The sequence below is a fragment of the Flavobacterium sp. genome (assembly GCF_049590715.1).
Taxonomy (GTDB): Bacteria; Bacteroidota; Bacteroidia; order Flavobacteriales; family Flavobacteriaceae; genus Flavobacterium.
On record NZ_JBAWDL010000067.1, the window covers coordinates 18,981 to 37,715 of the forward strand.

Annotated in this window: 11 protein-coding genes; 7 read left to right on the plus strand and 4 right to left on the minus strand. The window is 32.8% G+C overall.

Annotated features, from left to right (window positions below; all coding sequences use genetic code 11):
- Positions 1-63: 63 nt before the first annotated feature.
- The 4 genes from WBQ70_RS03405 to WBQ70_RS03420 form a co-directional block, all read right to left on the minus strand.
- Positions 64-1,638, minus strand: a complete 1,575-nt coding sequence (locus WBQ70_RS03405) for a hypothetical protein (protein WP_423910576.1) — start codon at positions 1,636-1,638, stop codon at positions 64-66.
- A 22-nt stretch (positions 1,639-1,660) separates the two neighbouring features.
- Complete coding sequence (locus WBQ70_RS03410) at positions 1,661-3,397, minus strand: RagB/SusD family nutrient uptake outer membrane protein (RefSeq protein WP_423910579.1); 1,737 nt, start codon at positions 3,395-3,397, stop codon at positions 1,661-1,663.
- Between the two features lie 21 nt (positions 3,398-3,418).
- A complete protein-coding gene (locus WBQ70_RS03415; protein ID WP_423910582.1) occupies positions 3,419-6,439 on the minus strand; it encodes a SusC/RagA family TonB-linked outer membrane protein in 3,021 nt (1,006 codons plus the stop codon).
- 647 nt (positions 6,440-7,086) lie between these two features.
- Positions 7,087-8,691, minus strand: coding sequence for a helix-turn-helix transcriptional regulator (locus WBQ70_RS03420; protein ID WP_423910585.1), 1,605 nt, complete (start codon positions 8,689-8,691; stop codon positions 7,087-7,089).
- 566 nt (positions 8,692-9,257) lie between these two features.
- Between WBQ70_RS03420 and WBQ70_RS03425 the strand changes: the two genes are divergently transcribed.
- From WBQ70_RS03425 to WBQ70_RS03455, 7 genes are all read left to right on the plus strand, one after another.
- Positions 9,258-11,756, plus strand: coding sequence for a glycoside hydrolase family 2 TIM barrel-domain containing protein (locus tag WBQ70_RS03425; protein WP_423910588.1), 2,499 nt, complete (start codon positions 9,258-9,260; stop codon positions 11,754-11,756).
- 23 nt (positions 11,757-11,779) lie between these two features.
- Positions 11,780-13,021, plus strand: a complete 1,242-nt coding sequence (locus WBQ70_RS03430; protein ID WP_423910590.1) for a glycoside hydrolase family 117 protein — start codon at positions 11,780-11,782, stop codon at positions 13,019-13,021.
- Between the two features lie 166 nt (positions 13,022-13,187).
- Positions 13,188-13,979, plus strand: a complete 792-nt coding sequence (locus WBQ70_RS03435; protein ID WP_423910593.1) for an IclR family transcriptional regulator — start codon at positions 13,188-13,190, stop codon at positions 13,977-13,979.
- 190 nt (positions 13,980-14,169) lie between these two features.
- Positions 14,170-15,186, plus strand: coding sequence for a zinc-dependent alcohol dehydrogenase (locus tag WBQ70_RS03440; protein WP_423910596.1), 1,017 nt, complete (start codon positions 14,170-14,172; stop codon positions 15,184-15,186).
- Positions 15,187-15,262: 76 nt separating this feature from the next.
- On the plus strand, positions 15,263-16,033 hold the full coding sequence (locus WBQ70_RS03445; RefSeq protein ID WP_423910598.1) for an SDR family NAD(P)-dependent oxidoreductase: 771 nt from the start codon (positions 15,263-15,265) through the stop codon (positions 16,031-16,033).
- Between the two features lie 26 nt (positions 16,034-16,059).
- Complete coding sequence (gene aldA, locus WBQ70_RS03450) at positions 16,060-17,514, plus strand: aldehyde dehydrogenase (RefSeq protein ID WP_423910601.1); 1,455 nt, start codon at positions 16,060-16,062, stop codon at positions 17,512-17,514.
- Between the two features lie 124 nt (positions 17,515-17,638).
- The gene (locus tag WBQ70_RS03455) at positions 17,639-18,733 is read left to right on the plus strand and encodes a mandelate racemase/muconate lactonizing enzyme family protein (RefSeq protein ID WP_423910604.1); all 1,095 of its coding nucleotides are present in this window, start codon (positions 17,639-17,641) and stop codon (positions 18,731-18,733) included.
- The last annotated feature ends 2 nt before the right edge of the window (positions 18,734-18,735 follow it).

Below are 18,735 nucleotides of genomic sequence, written 5' to 3' on the forward strand. Positions count from 1 at the left end.
AAAAGCGGCTACTTCTTTTACGAAGTAACCGCCTTTCAAACTAACTCAAAATAAACAATCTTTTTATGGTTTATTGTTAGCTTCAATAATTGTTAAATCATCAATATAAAACTTAAAGTCATTACTGTTATTTGTATTTGTTCCTCTCATAACTAATTCAGAAGAACTTGGTCCATTCATAGTGAACTGTTTTTTAACATACACCCATTTATTTAATGGGATACTAGCATCAAAAGCTGGTATTACAATAACCTCGGCAAATGGTGGATTAACATAAAAACGGAATTCTGGAAGATCTCCAGACGCAACATTTGTAGAAGTTGTCACATATATCCAAGCTCCTAATATATATGTTTTAGCACCGAAAGCAAATTTTGCATTATCAGTATTGGCAGGTTTGTATCCCATAACCATTGCGCCATTAGCTTTCATTGTAATTAATCCACTTTTAATACCAGTTCTAGCTTTTGCAGTGCTAATTTCAAATGTGTACTTGTCATATGGAGCACCCCAACCTAAATATTTCCAATCTGCTGTAGCACTTTTTTCAAAACTATAATCAAAAGCTGTAGCAGCTAAGGCATTTATTTCTATAAGTGTTGCAGGTTTATTGGTAAATGAATCTACTGGTACTAAATCAGAAGTCAATAATGCTCCTTTAGTATACGAAGCTGTAATTACATCATTAGAATAAAAAGAGTTAATACCCAATTTCAAAACAACTAAATTACCTTCTTTAGAGTCAATTGTAGCTGAGGCAATACTAGGTGTTGTTACGCCTCCATTTGTAATTGTAACACTAAAATTAGTGGCAACTAAAGTCGTTTCATCAATATCTCTACTAAAATTTAAATAAATTGAATTTCCTCTAGCTTCAACACCATCTAAAGTAACAGGATTAGTCGAAGGAATAATTTTGATAAGATTAGTAAATTCTGTAATCTCTTCACCAAAAGGACGTACACCACTAGCATTTAATTTAAAACCAAAATTTCCCAATTTTTTATACTTTACATCATATGTCATTTTATCCGTAGATAAAGCAACAGTAGTTCCACCATCAGCAGTCCAAGTATAATTTTCAGGAGCACCAATAGCTGATTCTACAACGTAGCGAATAGTACTTCCTGCAGGAATTTCATTTTTAGCCTCATTGCTTAAATTTAAGGCTGCTCCAAGAGTTCCATCAGTATTTAATTTATAGGCTTTAAGAACTGTTTTAATTTCTGGAAGTACAGTTACCACAATTGTTGTATCTAATTCCCTTCCTTTAGGTGTCGATTCTTTTACAGTATATGCATCACCTTTAAACACTTGATGTAATTTAACATCATGAGCACCTGCTACATTGAAAATAGCTTTAACATTTTCTGTAGTAGCTGTTACATCATTGTCAGAACCAACGATATCAGCAACTCCTTCAGGAAGCGTCCATAATCTAGATTCAACACCTGAAGAAATATCTCCTAATGTTATGCTTGTACCAATTCTAATGGTATTAGAAAAATTCATTTGGGAGGTAGCAATGATTCTGCTATTAGCCTCACTTTTGTTTATATTATCGTAGATATCATTACACGAATGTAAACCAAATACAGCAATACAAACTGCTATTATTATTTTATAATTTGTTTTCATGTCTTTAATTATATTTAATTATTTACAATCCAGTATTAGTTTGTAATTCAGTTGCAGGTAGTGGAAAATAATCGTGAACTGCTGATTTATAATTTTGATTTGCTGTTAATTCTAATAAATTAACTGAACCACTAATATTAAGTGGCGCTTTGTCCAAAACATCAATTAAATTTGCGCTTCTCCAATTCAAATCATCTGCGACTGTTTGTAATGCCTCTTTTACTTTACCCCAACGAACTAAATCTTTCCAACGGTGTCCTTCAAAACAAAGCTCTAAAGGTCTTTCTACCATTTGAATATGTGTTAATATATTCGCTTTAGTGGGAGCAACCATTGGTTGAGTACCATGAACTTGTTTGCTTATATTGAGTTGAGGAAAAGTATTTCCATTCGCAGTCAAATACTGCTTTAATGTTTTAACCCCTGCTCTTTCTCTAACCAAATCAATATACTTGATAGCCTCATTAACATCACCACTAGGAGAACTTACAAGAGCTTCTGCATACATCAAATAAACATCTGCTAAACGAATGTGTCTAAAATTAATACCACTACGATTCAAAGGATATTCTGAAGTAGCTTGATACCAATTGGTATATTTCTTAACTAACGCAGTTAATCCTAACCCTCTATAAGCGTGAACTTGTTGGTTTGTATTATCTACCCCAAAATATTTACCTTCAAAATCCTTAGGACAAATTGAAGCCGTAAGACGTCTTGATTGTGCATTGGTTGTGTTGATTGCATTAGCTGGATCAATCTCGTCACTTAAGAATAACTCATGTAAATAATAATTTGAAATAACAGTATTAAACCCTCCAAATCCACCAATAGAAGCGTATTGTGATGCAACATCATTAGCTTCTGCACCAGCTGCAAAAGGGGTGTCATCCGTATTAGCACCTGAAGCACCAGGATTAGCAGTAGCACTATAAGCTACTTCTAAAATTGACTCTGAATTGAATTCATTTTGATCAGTAAAGTTGTCTAAAACATTTGGTGTCAAAGAATAAATTTGAGAATCAATAACTAATTTGAATTCATTAGCTGCTTCAGTCCATTTTTTATCATATAAATATACTTTTCCTAACAATGATGTTGCAGTCCCCCAAGTTAATCTTCCTTTGTCTTTGCTATCTACCCATGTTGGAGGTAAGTTATCTTTTGCATATACTAAATCTGGAATTATGATAGCTGCATTTACTTCAGCAATACTACTCAATCCTTTATTCAAACCAGTAGCAGTCGCTTCTGTTCTAATAATAGCTTTTCCATAAGTGTGTACTAGTTGAAAATAGAAAAAAGCTCTCAAACATCTTGCTTGAGCAATTATTGTTTCTTTTTGTTTTGGAGCAAAAGCAGTAGCATCTGCCTCTTCAATTTTATTAATTATTTGATTTGCTCTAAAAATACCAATATACAACTGTGTCCATTTGTTTACTACTTGTGGACTATTGTCAGTATAAGTTAATTGTCTATAAATTAATGGTCTAAAAAAAGTATAGGTATCTGCTATATCTGCTCTCACTTCTTCTTCCGATAATCCACTTCCACTTATTGCTGAAAATTGCATCGCACCATAAGTAGCATTTAAAGCCGAATTAAATTGTAATGGTGTTTTCCAAAATGTAGCTTCAGTTACAGAGTTTGGGTTATCTACGTTTAAGTATTCACTCTCATTACAACTAGACAGAAATAGGAGTGAGCAAACCATAATTGTTATGGATAATGCTTTAGGTTTTATTTTATATTGTATCATCGTTTTTTTACTTTTTAGTTATTAAAATTTAACTTGAGCTCCTAGAACAAATCTTCTAGATACAGGATAATTACCGCTATCAACTCCTCTAGAGGTGATTCCGTTACCTCCTACTTCTGGATCATAACCAGTATATTTTGTAAAAGTAAATGGGTTAAATCCAGTTAAGTAAAATCTTACATTTGCAATACCATATTGATCCAATAAAATTTTAGGTAATGAATAACCAACAGTAATATTACGAATTCTCAAATAAGTTCCATCTTCTAACCAATAGTCAGACCTTGCTCTGATGCTCTCATCAGTAGCACTTTTTCTAAAACTAGGAATATCTGAATCCGGGTTTTGAGGACTCCATTGTGAAAACTGATCTAAATGTCTTCCTTGTGTATAAGCAAAATAACGAGCACCATTAAAAATTTTAGCACCATATGATAAATACGATTGAATAGTAAAATCAAAGTTTTTATAACTTAGATCTAAATTCACCCCTGATTCAAATTTTGCTTGACCAGAACCAGCAAATACACGGTCATTTTCGTCAATTTTGTTATTACCATCAATATCAACATAACGCATATCCCCTTTTCTAGCCGCTGGATTTATTTTTTGATATTCAAGTAATTCAACATCGGTTTTAATTACTCCTTGATTTTGTAACAAAAAGAAAGAACCTGCTGGATGATCTAAAGCAAAGTAAGTCGTGGGATCAACGTTACCTAGAGTAACTGATGGTTTACCATTAGCATAACCTCTATTAATTCCATTCAAATCCACAACAGTATTAACGTTTTTTGTAAACGTTGTAGAAATGTTGTAGTGTAAACCGTTTTTAAATTCATCTTGAAAACCTAATGCCAATTCAATTCCTTTATTGGTCATACTACCTGCATTTACATATATAGCACCGTACTCTGTTTCTGCATTAGGCTGATTGGTACCACCTGAAGGAGGTGTTGCTTGAGGCAACAACATGTCTTGCTTTTCACTATTATAGTAATCCGCTGTAAAAGTTAATTTGTTATTAAACATCCCTAAGTCTAAACCTATATTTTTAGAGATACTTGTTTCCCATTTTAAATCTGGATTAGAATACCTTCTTTGAATCAATCCTGGAGCTAAAGCCTCATCAGAACCAAATAAGTAGTTTACACCTGTTTCAATCTGAGATACAGCAGCATAAGGACGAACATCTTGATTTCCTAATTCTGCATAACTAGCTCTAAATTTTAAACTATTTACTGAGTTTCTGATTGCAGAATTTTTAAAGAATGATTCTTCAGATATGTTCCAACCCAATGAAACTGAAGGAAACGTTGCATATCTATTATTTTCACTGAATTTTGAAGATCCATCTCTACGAATACTTGCTGAGAATAAATAACGTTCATCATAGTTGTACAAAACTCTTCCTAGTAATCCAGATAAAGTATAAGAGTTAACATAACTAGTAGGCTTACTAACCTCTTCACCTTGACCAATTAACTTTGTATCATTAGTAGGGAAACCAATTGCTCCTATAGAAAATTGTTTTGACGTATACTTATCGTAAGAAGAAACAGCAGTAGCAGTAAATTTATGTTTACCAAATTTTGTTTCATAATTCAACATGTTTTCAATAACTTGTCTTTCTGAATTAGTATAATTTTCATTAAGTTGCGCTCTAAGAGTTGAAGCTGTAGCATTCAAAGCGCCATCTCTACCATAAATTGAAAAAGTTGGTCTAAAGAAAGTACTATTAAAGTTGTAATTATTTTTACTTAAACTAATTTTATAAGTAAGCCCTTTTACAAATTCGTATTGCAAATTCATAGCAATATTAGAAGATTCTGTTTTATTTTCATTTGTGTTTTTTAACTCTTTAGCTAAATAACCAAAATAGATGGTGTTATCAACAGGAATCGTTACCACATTATCTTCACTTACATTTAAAGCTCCTAAAGGTAAGTTCCAAGGTGATTGACCAATACTATATTCATAAAACCCCCAAGGTTCTTGTTTTCTGTTTTCAGTTGTTAAACCCACAGTAGCAAAGGCTTTAAATTTACCTTTAGTAAATTGTGCATTAACTCTTGAACTCAAACGATTAAATCCTGAATTTAGCAAAACTCCATCTTGATTAAAATAACTGGTATTAAAGTTCAATGATAAATCCTTAGTACCACCTGAAATACCTAAATTATAGTTACGAATAACAGCATTATTTTTTTGAACATCTTTCACATAGTTAGTGTCATTGTCAAATAATTCAGGGCTAGTTAAAAAATACCCAGGAAAGTTACCTGCATTCAAAACAGGCTCAATTGAAAAATCAGCAAATAATTGTTGTTGTCTATTCATCAAAGGAGTCCCTGAATAAATATTTTGGATACCTGTATAAGTCGATAAATCCACCGCAATCTTTCCTTCTTTACCTCTTTTTGTTGTAATTAAAATTACACCATTAGAAGCTCTAACTCCATAGATTGCAGCAGATGCTCCATCTTTAAGAATATCCATCGTTTCAACTTGATCAGGAGCAATATTAGGATTTGACTCATAAGGAACACCATCAACTACATATAAGGGTTCTAATTTTCCAAGTAAGGATCCTACACCTCTAATTTGAACGTTAGCAGCTTCCCCTGGACGCCCACTGGCAGCTTGGATGTTTACCCCAGCAACACGACCTTGAATTGCCTCACCAATATCAGAAACTGGCGACTTATCAATTACATCCGATTTTACTTGAGAAACAGCTCCAGTTACCTCTTTCTTTTTCTGAGTACCATAACCTACGTTTACTATTACATTGTCAAGAATTTTAGCATCGGTCACCATATTAACATTAATAGTTGTCGCCGTTCCTACAGTTTTCTTTTGAGTTTTAAACCCCATGAAAGAAAAACTTAAAACATCATTTTCATTTGCCTGTAAAGCAAATTTCCCGTCGAAATCAGAAATTACGCCTTTAGAACTTGTGTTTACTAAAATAGTAACTCCAGGCAATGGAAATCCTGTGTCATCATTTACCTGTCCAGTAATCTTCTTTTGTGCGTTCATTACACAAAAACTTAAGAGAAAAAACATTATTGGTAATGTTTTTTTCCAAAATCCATTCTTTTTTTTCATAAAATAGTCTTGCATTGGTTAATTAAATTGTTTTGATTATTATTCAATTAAAAACATATATATTTATATTATATGTAATAATAACAATGTAAAAATACCAATTCACTACCCTTAAGGCTAAAAAAACAACTGGACTAAAACTAGACAACATCATTAAATTAACACAAAATGACTGTTAATTTAATAGACATAGGAAAGAACTAGACAATTCAAAATCAAAGTATAGATAAAAGCAAGCCAATTAAGCTTTACTAAAACTCACATTTCATATCATAACGGCAACTTGTCATATAAAAATAAATTTCCACCAAGTAGAAATAACTATATTTAACAATAAAGAAACATTAAAGAATATATTACTTTGATAGAAATCCATAAGATTAAAGAAAGCAGCAGTAATTGCCCCACTCCTACCTATGAAACTTTATTAAAATTAAATACGCTAAAATCCACGCTTGTAAGTAACTCCAATCATGAGATAATCGGAGGTTTGTAGGTAATTATTATATTTAAAAAAAGTATAAAAAAACTCCGTTTTACATACGTAAAACGGAGTTAAAAAAAATCTATATAAACAACTAAATAACTGATATAAACTCATTTAGATTATCATTTCTGTCCAACTTGAATTTTTTACGTAAACGATATCTCGAAGTATGTACGCTTTCAAAAGAAATACCTAATAGTGAGGCCATATCCTTACTAGAAAAATTCAATTTAATCAAAGCGCATATTTTCAAATCAGTTTGTCCTAAATCTGGATATTTATCTTTCAAATTGGTATAAAAACTTTGATTCACCGCTGTAAACCGAGCTTCAAACTCCTTCCAGTTGCTACTAGGAGAACCTTGAATTGTTTTAAGCAATTTATTAATGGTCCGTACATCGACATTTTCTTTATTATCTGACAAATTTGATTTCAATCTTTCAATAAATTCATCTTTCTCTATCAACTGTAATGCAGAAGTAGTTAATTCTTTGTTCTTTAATTCCAAAATTTCTTTAGCTTTTTGAAGCTCCATTTCTTGCTTCTCTGCTAAAGCTTGTTTTTCAGCTTTGTGTTTTCTTCTTATTTCTTTAATAAACAAAAAACCAAAAAACGCCAATGAGAGTACAACAAAAGTAAATAACACGGATTTTAAATACCAGACTTTTTCTTCATTTTCTAATTGTATAATGCGTTGTTTATTTAAAATTTGTTTTTCTTTTTCTTTTTGTAATCTATACTTATCATTAATTTCAAATAAATGCTTGCTGTTTTTACTACTCTTACCAAAAACCTGTGCGTTTAACTTCATATCAAGTGTAGAATACAAATAAGCTTTTTTATAATCTCCTGTTAAAGCATATAGCTTAGACAAAGCATCGTAAATAATTAATTTATAATTAAAATGACTTTTATATTTTGACAACAATACCAATGATTTTTCAAAATAGACAATACTTTGAGAAACATCTCCTTTCATTCGAAAGACATCACCAATCAAATAATTTATAATAATCAAATAAGAAGGATCTTTTAATTCAAAATAAGAAGCTGATTTGTATAATTTATTTAAACCAACATTGTAATTTTTATTAACAGCATCAAGATACCCTGATTCTGCCTCTACATAATATCCTATTTTCCTACTATCAAGCCTTTTTTGTGTAATGTTACAACTATCCAAATAAATTTTAGCATTTGGAAAATCCTTTTTTACACGATACAGATTTACTATAGAAAAATATCCTTGCAGCAAAAGCTCTAAACTATTAGTAGCGTTTAAGGTTTTATTATTTTTAATTAATACTAATGAATTATTAAAATATTCCAAAGCTTCTGCATCTCTATCATAAAAACTATAAAGCCAACCCAATCCTTGATAAATTCTAGCTTTAGAAACATCATCTTTTGATTTATCTGCTAAAAGCAAGGCATTCCAATAACCATCATAGGCATTCCCATAATCTACAACGTGACCATATAATTCAGACATTCTATACAAATTATCAATCATATTCACGGTATCTTTCTCTTTTTCATAAAGAGCGATACTTTTTTTGTAATAATAGATTGAACTATCTGAATTGGAATATTTCAACTCCTCCGCTTTGGTTAAATATGAATTGGTTTTATGATCTATTTGAGAGGAAGAAGCAATAGAAAAAATAAAAACAAAAAAACAAAATGCTTTTTTCAAAATTTTTTTTTGGTCATGACTGTAACGTATGTTTTTTAAACTAATACTAATTAAAAATTTAACAAGAGTAATTCTATTCATATTTGGAAATTTAAGTGGTAAAAATACTTTAAAATTCAGACTCAACTTAGAGATCCTAAGATTTGAGAAGCACAATGTAGTTAATGTCTAGTTATAACAATACAACAAATGTTCAAAATAGACTATTGTACAGTTAATATCTAGTTCGTTTTTCAAACTACAATTAATAATAATATGATATTTGCTTTAATGAACAATTAAAGTATACATCGTTAAAACAGCTATGATTCAATTGATTTCATATGAAAAATATAAAAAAAATGTAACTTATTCATACATATACTGCTAGATTTTAAAGTATCCATTTTAAAAAAATCTAATCAAATAAATGGTTATTCATTAAATAAAATTATATGGTATAATAAATCTAAAATCAGTCTTGCTTATCTATAAGTAAGAAATAAAAAGACACAAATAAACTATACATATAAATACAAACAAGTTATCTCGTGAAAAACAGAACAAAAATAGTATCATTTAAAAATTTGATACAAATAAGTATTTTAAATTTGGTTTTATTGGGTGCGAATGCACAAAATACAACTGAAACAAATACTGACTTCAACTTTAATTGGAATTTCAAATTAGAAAACAAAGCAAATAGCAATTGGAAAAAAATAAATCTTCCACATGACTGGAGCGTTGAATCTTCTTTTGACAAAATTCATGGCGAAGGGGCAACAGGATATTTACCAGGTGGAATTGGATGGTATAAAAAGAATTTCATCCTTAAGCCAAATCAAAACCAAACGAGCTACATTCTTTTTGACGGAATCTATAATAATAGTGAGCTATCATTAAACGGTAAAAAGTTAGGAGAACATCCTTATGGTTACTCTCCGTTTTATTATGATTTAACAAACTATTTAAGTAATAAGGGAACTAACGAAATTAAAGTCAAAGTTGACCGTTCTAGGTATGCTGATAGCCGTTGGTACACAGGTTCTGGTATCTATAGAAATGTAAAATTAATTACTAAAAATAATTTACATATTCCTATTTGGGGAACGTTTATCACAACTCCTGAAGTTACCTCACAAGAAAGTAAAGTTCACTTAGAAATCAATGTTAAAAATAATTTCAATAAAGAAGAATCTTTTGATGTTATAACGACTTTTCTTGATGCTAACGGACAAAAAGTAACGGAACAAACTACAAAAGGTACAGTAGCATCAAAAAAAGAAACAAAATTCAGTATTAACAGTACTATTAAAAATCCTAAACTATGGGATGTAGTGAATCCTAATCTTTATACGGCTCAAATTCGAATTGTTCAAAACGGGAAAACGGTAGATGAAAACATAACAAAATTTGGAATTCGTTCAATCAAATTTGATGCAAATACTGGCTTTTACTTAAATGGTCAAAACATGAAAATCAAAGGGGTTTGTTTACACCATGATGCTGGACTTGTAGGTGCTGCTGTACCAAAAGAAGTTTGGAGAAGACGTTTTGAAAAACTAAAAGAAGCAGGAGTAAATGCTATCAGAATCTCTCATAATCCTGGCTCAGACGAATTTATTTCACTTTGTGACGAAATGGGAATCATGGTTCAAGATGAATTTTTTGACGAATGGGACAACCCAAAAGACAAAAGACAAAATATGAAAGAACAATCCGTGGATTACATTACTCGTGGCTATGTAGAACATTTTCAAGAATGGGCGGAGCGTGACTTAAAAAATACTATGTTAGCACATAGAAACCACCCTAGTATCATTCAATGGAGCATTGGTAATGAAATCGAATGGACTTATGAAAGAAATGCACAAGCCACTGGTTTCTTTAACAATATGGATTGGAGCGGTAATTATTTTTGGTCACTCCCTCCTAATTCTATAGAAAAAATTAAAGAAAACTTACGCACGCTTCCTAGAGAAAAATATGACATTGGAGCTACAGCCAAAAAATTAGCCAAATGGACTAAAGAAATGGATACTACAAGGTATGTTATTGCTAATTGCATTCTTCCATCCTCAAGTTATGAGTCAGGCTATGCGGATGCTTTGGATATGATTGGATACAGCTATCGTAGAGTTATTTACGACTATGGGCATAAGAATTATCCTAAATTACCTATCATGGGTACAGAAAATGTTGCGCAATGGCACGAATGGAAAGCCATTATGGAACGTCCTTTTATTTCAGGAACTTATTTATGGACCGGTATTGATTATCTAGGTGAATCCAATAAAAAATGGCCTAAAAAAGGAACTGATAGCGGAATCCTAGATTATGCTGGTTTTGAGAAACCATCCTACCATATGATGAAATCTTTATGGAATGATGCACCTGAATTATACATTGCGACACAAACAACTGATAAATCCATATACAAAATCGATGAAAAAACAGGAGAACCAGTAGAAAAAAAGAAAGATGCATGGCAAAACTATCTTTGGGTTTGGCATGATGTAAACGAACATTGGGAATATAATCCGGGACAAAGTACTATTGTAGAAATATATTCCAATTGTGATGAAGTAGAATTATTTTTAAATAATCGTTCTTTAGGTAAGAAAAAACTAGCTGATTTTGAAGACCATATTTACAAATGGGCTGTTCCTTTTGAAGCTGGAAAATTGACTGCCAAAGGAAATAAAACTGGACAATACATTACTACTGAAAGAATAACTCCAAGTCAAGCGTACAGTATTCAATTGACAACTGATAAGACGATTTTAAAAAATGATGGTTATGATATAGCCCATATTGTTGCTCAAATTGTTGACAAAAACAACAACCCTATTAAGAGCATTAATCCTGAAATAACATTTTCAGTAAATGGAAACGTAAAAGTACTGGGTATTGATAATGGAGCCGTAGACAATGTACAAGATTTCCAATCAAATAAAATTGTAATGTCAAAAGGAAGGTGCTTATTGATTGTTCAATCTAAAAAAGATTTACCTTTAATGACCACCATTATAGCAAAAACAAAAAATCTAGAAAGCAATACAATAAAATTAACTGATAAAAAATAATTTAATAACAAACCAAATTAAAAATGAACACAATAGGAAAAAGTATCGTAGGGTTATTTTCTATGGGAATAATGCTAACTGCATCAGCTCAAACAAAAACAGACAAAGAATTAAGAGCGCTGGCTGTTAAATATAAAGATAAATATGGTATCATGGATGTAGATCATTTAAGTACTGCAACCAAAAGAACTTTAAAATGGGATCAAAAACTAGGAAATGAATGGTTTATAGAATTTGGAGAACCACAACCATTAAAAGGAGATTTAGCCTATGAAGAAGGTGTTGTTCGTAGAGATCCAAGTGGTATCATAAAAGAAAATGGCAAATATTACGTATGGTACACTAAAAGTACGGGACCAACTCAAGGTTTTGGTGGTGATATGGAAAACGAAAAAGTATTCCCTTGGGACAGATGTGATATTTGGTATGCAACCTCTAAAGATGGATGGGACTGGAAAGAAGAAGGAATTGCAATTGCAAGAGGTAAAAAAGGGTCTTATGATGATCGTTCCGTTTTTACCGTTGAAATCATGAAATGGGATGGTAAATATTACTTATGTTACCAAACTGTGGAAGGAGTTTACAATGTACGTGTAAAAGAAAAAGTGGGTATGGCTTGGTCAACTTCGCCAAACGGACCTTGGACGAAATTGGATGCACCGGTTTTGGCTCCTGCTGAAAATGGGGTTTGGAAAGGAAAAGAAGATAACCGATTTATGGTTGAGAAAAAAGGCGATTTTGACAGTCATAAAACTCATGATCCATGCATCATTCCATTCAAAGGAAAATTCTATTTGTACTATAAAGGAGAACAAATGGGTGAAGAAATGACTTTTGGTGGTCGTCAAATTCGTCATGGCGTTGCCATTGCTGACAATCCATTAGGACCTTATAAAAAATCACCTTATAACCCAATAAGCAATAGTGGACATGAAATTTGTGTTTGGCCTTACAATGGTGGAATTGCTTCCTTAATCACTACTGATGGTCCAGAAAAAAACACCATTCAGTGGTCACCTGATGGAATCAATTTTGAAATCAAAGCTTCCATCAAAGATGCTCCTCACGCTATTGGATTAAACAGAACGGCTGACAACGAAAAAGAACCTACTGAAACATTAAGATGGGGTTTAACACATCATTACAATAATTGGAACTATCAGAGCATCATGCGTTTTTCATCTGAAAGAAAAACAACACATGTAGCCGTAGGTGAAAAATCGGTTAATGGTAAAACCGAAAAAGCCGAAAACATGCACAAATAAAAACAAGTATTTTTTTTATTTTTCCCCTCTTTTTCATCAAAATTTAAAGAGGGGATTTTTTATATCTGTTTTGTAAAAACCAAAAATACATCTTTTGAAAAACAAGAAACAGCCATAATTTCATAAATAACAGTACTTTTGTATAAAAATTAAGTTCCCTAATTATATGATTCCAGAAAAAGAAGATCTAAAATCGAACTACAATGTTCCCAATTTAGAAAGAGGCTTGTCCATCATCGAATTACTTGCTACACACCCAAAAGGACTCACCCTGTCTGAAATCATACAATCTTTGGATATTACAAAATCAAGTGCATTTAGAATTACAAACACGTTGATTTTTAAAAACTATTTGCAAAAAAACGAAACAACAAAAAAAATCACACTGACAAGAAAAATGCTCTCGCTTGGAATCTCTTCGATGAATGAACAAAGTATTGTCGAAATGTCAATTGACATCATGAGAGCTTTACGCGATGAACTTAGAGAATCTGTAATGTTAGGAATTGTATTAGGCGATACAGGAACTATCTTGGAACAGGTATCCTCTTCTTATCCCGTTAAACTTTCTGTAGAATTAGGAACTCGTTTTTTCTTACATAGTTCCGTCGGAGGAAAATCAATATTAGCTTTCTTACCTAAAGACGATTCCAAAAAAATTATCGACTCTTTAGTTTTTGAAAAATTTACTGATAATACTATCGTATCCAAAAAAGAATTTCAAAGCCAATTAATTGAAGTAAAAGAAAAAGGCTATGCAATTGATAATGGTGAAGACATACAAGGGATTCATTGTGTAGGTGCTCCAGTATTTAACGAATACGGTTATCCAGTTGCCTGCTTATGGATAACAGCTCCTCATGGTCGATTACCTCATGGCGAATTTGACAAAAAAGGAAAAATAATCTCAAAATATGCAATGGAAATCTCCACAAAACTAGGCTACATTAGCCGATAACCAATTGAATATCAGAATCAAAAAAGTGTCTTGTTTATCTTGACACTTTTTTTTTGTAAATTATTTTAATTTATGAAACTAGTTTCATATTTGAAAAATTTAGCGTTTCTTTTAAAGTTTTATTAAATCTTATTATTATATTTGTTTCAAATAAGAAACAAGTTCACCATTTGAAACAAATAAATAAAAAATGAAAGCAACAATTTACGAAGGAAATAAAACCTTTACCGTTATTGACAAAGAAATTGAACAACCTGCAACTGGCGAAGTAAGAATCAAAGTTGCCTATGTAGGTGTGTGTGGAACAGATGTACATATCTATCACGGAATGATGGATAAACGTGTAAATATTCCTGTAACTATTGGACATGAAATGTCAGGTGTTATTGATGCAATTGGTGAGGGCGTTACTGAATATGCAATTGGAGATAAAGTTGTCGTAAGACCACTTGACGACAGAAAAGTAAAAGCTTCTGACAAAGGATTCAATCACATATGTGAAGAATTAAAATTTATCGGAATTGACAGTGAAGGGGCTATGCAACAATATTGGAATGTACCCACTTTTACATTACATAAATTAAAAGAAAATACCGATTTAAAATTAGCAGCTTTAATCGAGCCTCTTTCTGTAGCGACACATGATGTGCGTAGAAGTGGATTGGTAAAAGGTGAAACTGCAGTTGTTTTAGGTGGTGGTCCTATTGGTTTATTAGTAGCCATGGTTGCTAAAGAAGCTGGGGCACAAGTAATCATCTCCGAAGTAAACCCTAATCGTATTGCTAAAGCAAAAGAACTTGGTTTTGACGCTGTAAGTCCTATCGAACTAGACTTAGTTGAATATGTGAAATCAAAAACTGAAAACCGCAGAGCGGATGTTGTTTTTGAAGTAGCAGGAGTTCAACCTGCTCTAGATATCATGTGTGAAGTTGCTGGTATTCGCGGTAGGATCTTAATGGTTGCCATTCACGGAGAGAAAAAACCAGTGGATTTATTTAAGTTTTTCTGGAAAGAATTAAGCTTAATCGGTGCGCGTGTATACGAAAAAGAAGACTACGAAAAAGCAATCCAATTGATTACTGCTAATGAATTACCTTTTGACCAAATGATCACTGATGTACAGCCATTATCAAACATCCAACAGGTTTTTGAAAATATCGACAAAAATCCAGAAGGATTAAAGGTATTAATGGATTGTCAATTGTAATCATTAGATAATTCAAATAAAAAGAATTTCATAACAAGCTAATGGCTAATGGCTAATAGCTAATAACTTAAAAAAGATGAGCGTTTTAGATACATTTAGTTTAAAAGGAAAAATAGCCTTAGTTACAGGGTGCAAAAGAGGAATAGGAAAAGCAATGGCGATTGGACTAGCGCAAGCTGGTGCTGACATCATTGGTGTTAGTGCTTCATTAGAGACAGAAGGAAGTGCTGTCGAAAAAGAAGTAACTGCCTTAGGTAGAAAATTCAAAGGATATGCTTGTGATTTCAGTGATAGAAAATCATTGTATGCTTTTATTGAAGCTGTAAAAGCGGACTTTCCACAGATTGATATTTTGGTAAACAATGCAGGAACCATCTTAAGAGCTCCAGCAGCAGAACACCCAGACGAAATGTGGGACAAAGTGATTGAAGTGAACCAAAATGCACAATTCATTCTAACAAGAGAAATTGGTAAAGAAATGGTAGCTAGAGGAAGTGGAAAAATCGTTTTCACCGCTTCATTATTGACTTTCCAAGGTGGAATTACGGTTCCTGGATATGCTGCAAGCAAAGGAGCAATTGGTCAATTAACAATGGCTTTTGCTAACGAATGGGCTAGCAAAGGAGTAAATGTTAATGCAATTGCACCTGGATACATTGATACGGATAATACAGAAGCATTACGTAACGACCCTGTTCGTTCCGCTTCTATTTTAGGTCGAATTCCTGCTGGTCGTTGGGGAAAACCTGAAGATTTTGCTGGACCAACTGTTTTCTTATGTTCTGAAGCAGCTTCTTACATGCACGGTATGACTATGCTTGTAGATGGTGGCTGGATGGGAAGATAATTTTATAAATAAAAAATACACATATCATGGCAGAAATTAAAGAATACCAATTATTTATAAACGGTGAGTGGAGAACTTCTACTTCTGGTGAAACAATTGATGTTTTAAGTCCTTCAACTGAAGAAGTTGTGGCAAGAGTTCAAAACGGTACTGCTGAAGAAGCACTTGAAACTCTAGCATTTGCTGACAAAGCTCAAAAAGAATGGAAGAAAAAACCAGCTAGAGAAAGAGCTGATTTAATGTATAAATTCTCTAACGAAATTAAAGCAAACTCAGAATACTTAGCCCAATTAATCGTAAAAGAACAAGGGAAGTTACTTAAAGTAGCTCGTTTTGAAGTAGCAGTAGCTTCGTCATTTATTGAATATGCTTGCGAAGGTGCTCGTAGAATCGAAGGAGATATCATCCCTTCTGATAATGCTAATGAGCAAATTTGGATTCAAAAAGTACCTCGTGGGGTAATTGTTGCCATTACTGCTTGGAACTTTCCTTTCGCATTAGCCGCTCGTAAATTAGGACCAGCTTTGATTGCGGGAAATAGTATTGTAATCAAACCAACGTCTGAAACTCCTTTATCTACTTTGGAACTAGGAAACATAGCTAACAAAGTAGGGATTCCTGCTGGAGTTATCAATATTCTTACTGGTCCTGGTAGAGCTATGGGGAATGCTTTAGTAAAAAGCCCTATTACAAAAATGGTTACCATGACAGGTTCTACGCCTGTAGGTCAAGATATTGCTCGTAATGCAGCTGAAAATTTAACGCACGTTCAATTAGAATTAGGTGGGAAAGCTCCTTTTATTGTTTTTGCTGATGCGGATATTGATGCAGCGGTAGATGCTGCATTGCATTCTCGTTTTGACAACTGTGGACAAGTATGTACTTGTAATGAACGTATGTATTTACACGAGGATATCTATGATGTTTTCATGGAAAAATTCATTCCTAAAGTAAAAGCACTAAAAGTGGGAGACCCAATGTTAGAAGATACTGACATGGGACCAAAAGTAAATGCTGCCGAGTTGAAAGCTATGGAGCACCTAGTTGCTGTAAGTGTCAAAGAAGGTGCAACAGTGGCAACGGGAGGAAACAAACCAACAGGTCCTGAATTTGAAAAAGGATATTGGTTTGAACCAACTATTTTGACCAATGTAACTCAAGACATGACTATTGTTCATGAAGAGTCTTTTGGACCAATCTTACCAGTACTTAAATTCAACTCATTCGAACAAGTGATTGGTTTTGCTAATGATTGCGAATATGGTTTGGCTGCTATGGTTTTCACCAATGACATGAACACTATTATGAAATGTAATGACGAATTGGAATACGGAGAAATTTACGTAAACCGTGGTCATGGTGAGCAACACCAAGGCTTTCATAACGGTTATAAATTATCAGGTTCTGGTGGTGAAGATGGAAAATATGGGTTTGAACAATATTTAGAAAAGAAAACATTCTATATCAGACACAAAGCTTAATAATAAAAATCTAGCTTGAATTGATACTTCATTTGAATCAATTCAAGCTTTTATTTTTATATAAGAAATGTTGATTTTAATTATTTAAAATTAGTCGATATTAAAATAATAAAACATACAAAATATGAATACTGCAATTAAAAATGTAAAAGTTCAATTGTTTAAAGTGCCATTACCTGAGATTTTAAACGATGCCAAACATGGAGATCACTCTCATTTCGAATTAGTAACTACAACCATCACTCTTGAAGATGGTTCAGAAGGAACAGGATATACCTACACTGGAGGTAAAGGTGGTCATGCCATAAGAACAATGGTAGAGCATGATTTTGCTTCGGTTTTAGTGGGTAAAGATGGAACTGATATTGATGGAATTTACGATTTCATGGAATGGCATGTACATTATGTAGGCCGTGGCGGAATTGCTTCATTTGCTATTTCTACTATTGATATTGCGCTTTGGGATATTAAATGTAAAAAAGCAGGTCAACCTTTATGGAAAATGGCTGGTGGACAAGGAAATACGTGTAAAGCCTATTGCGGTGGAATCGATTTACAGTTCCCTATCGAAAAATTATTGCGCAACATGCAAGGGTATATGGATGCAGGTTTCAAAGCGGTAAAAATCAAAATTGGTCGTGAGAATCTTGAAGAAGATTTAGAGCGTATCAAAGCGGTTCGTGAATTTGTGGGTCCAGACGTAACTTTTATGGTCGATGCTAATTATTCTATGTCCAAAGAAAAAGCGATTCGTGCCATTGAAGGATTCAAACAATACAACATTACTTGGTTTGAAGAACCAATCATTCCAGATGATTACAAAGGATATGCTGAAATTGTTGACAAAACAGGATTTCCTTTAGCCATGGGTGAAAACTTGCATACCATTCACGAATTTGAATATGCTTTTGATCAAGCTAAATTGTCGTTTATTCAGCCAGATGCATCAAACTGTGGTGGCGTTACAGGATGGTTAGCAGCAGCTAGATTGGCGGATAAACATAATATTCCTGCTTGTTCCCATGGTATGCAAGAATTACATGTAAGTTTGGTTTCGGCTCAGCCTAATTCAGGTTGGTTAGAAGTACATAGTTTCCCTATTGATCAATATACAACACGTCCGTTAGTAGTTGAAAATCACAGAGCAGTAGCTCCAGATTATCCTGGAACGGGAGTCATTTTTGACTGGAATAAACTAGCTCCTTTTGAGCAAAAATAAAT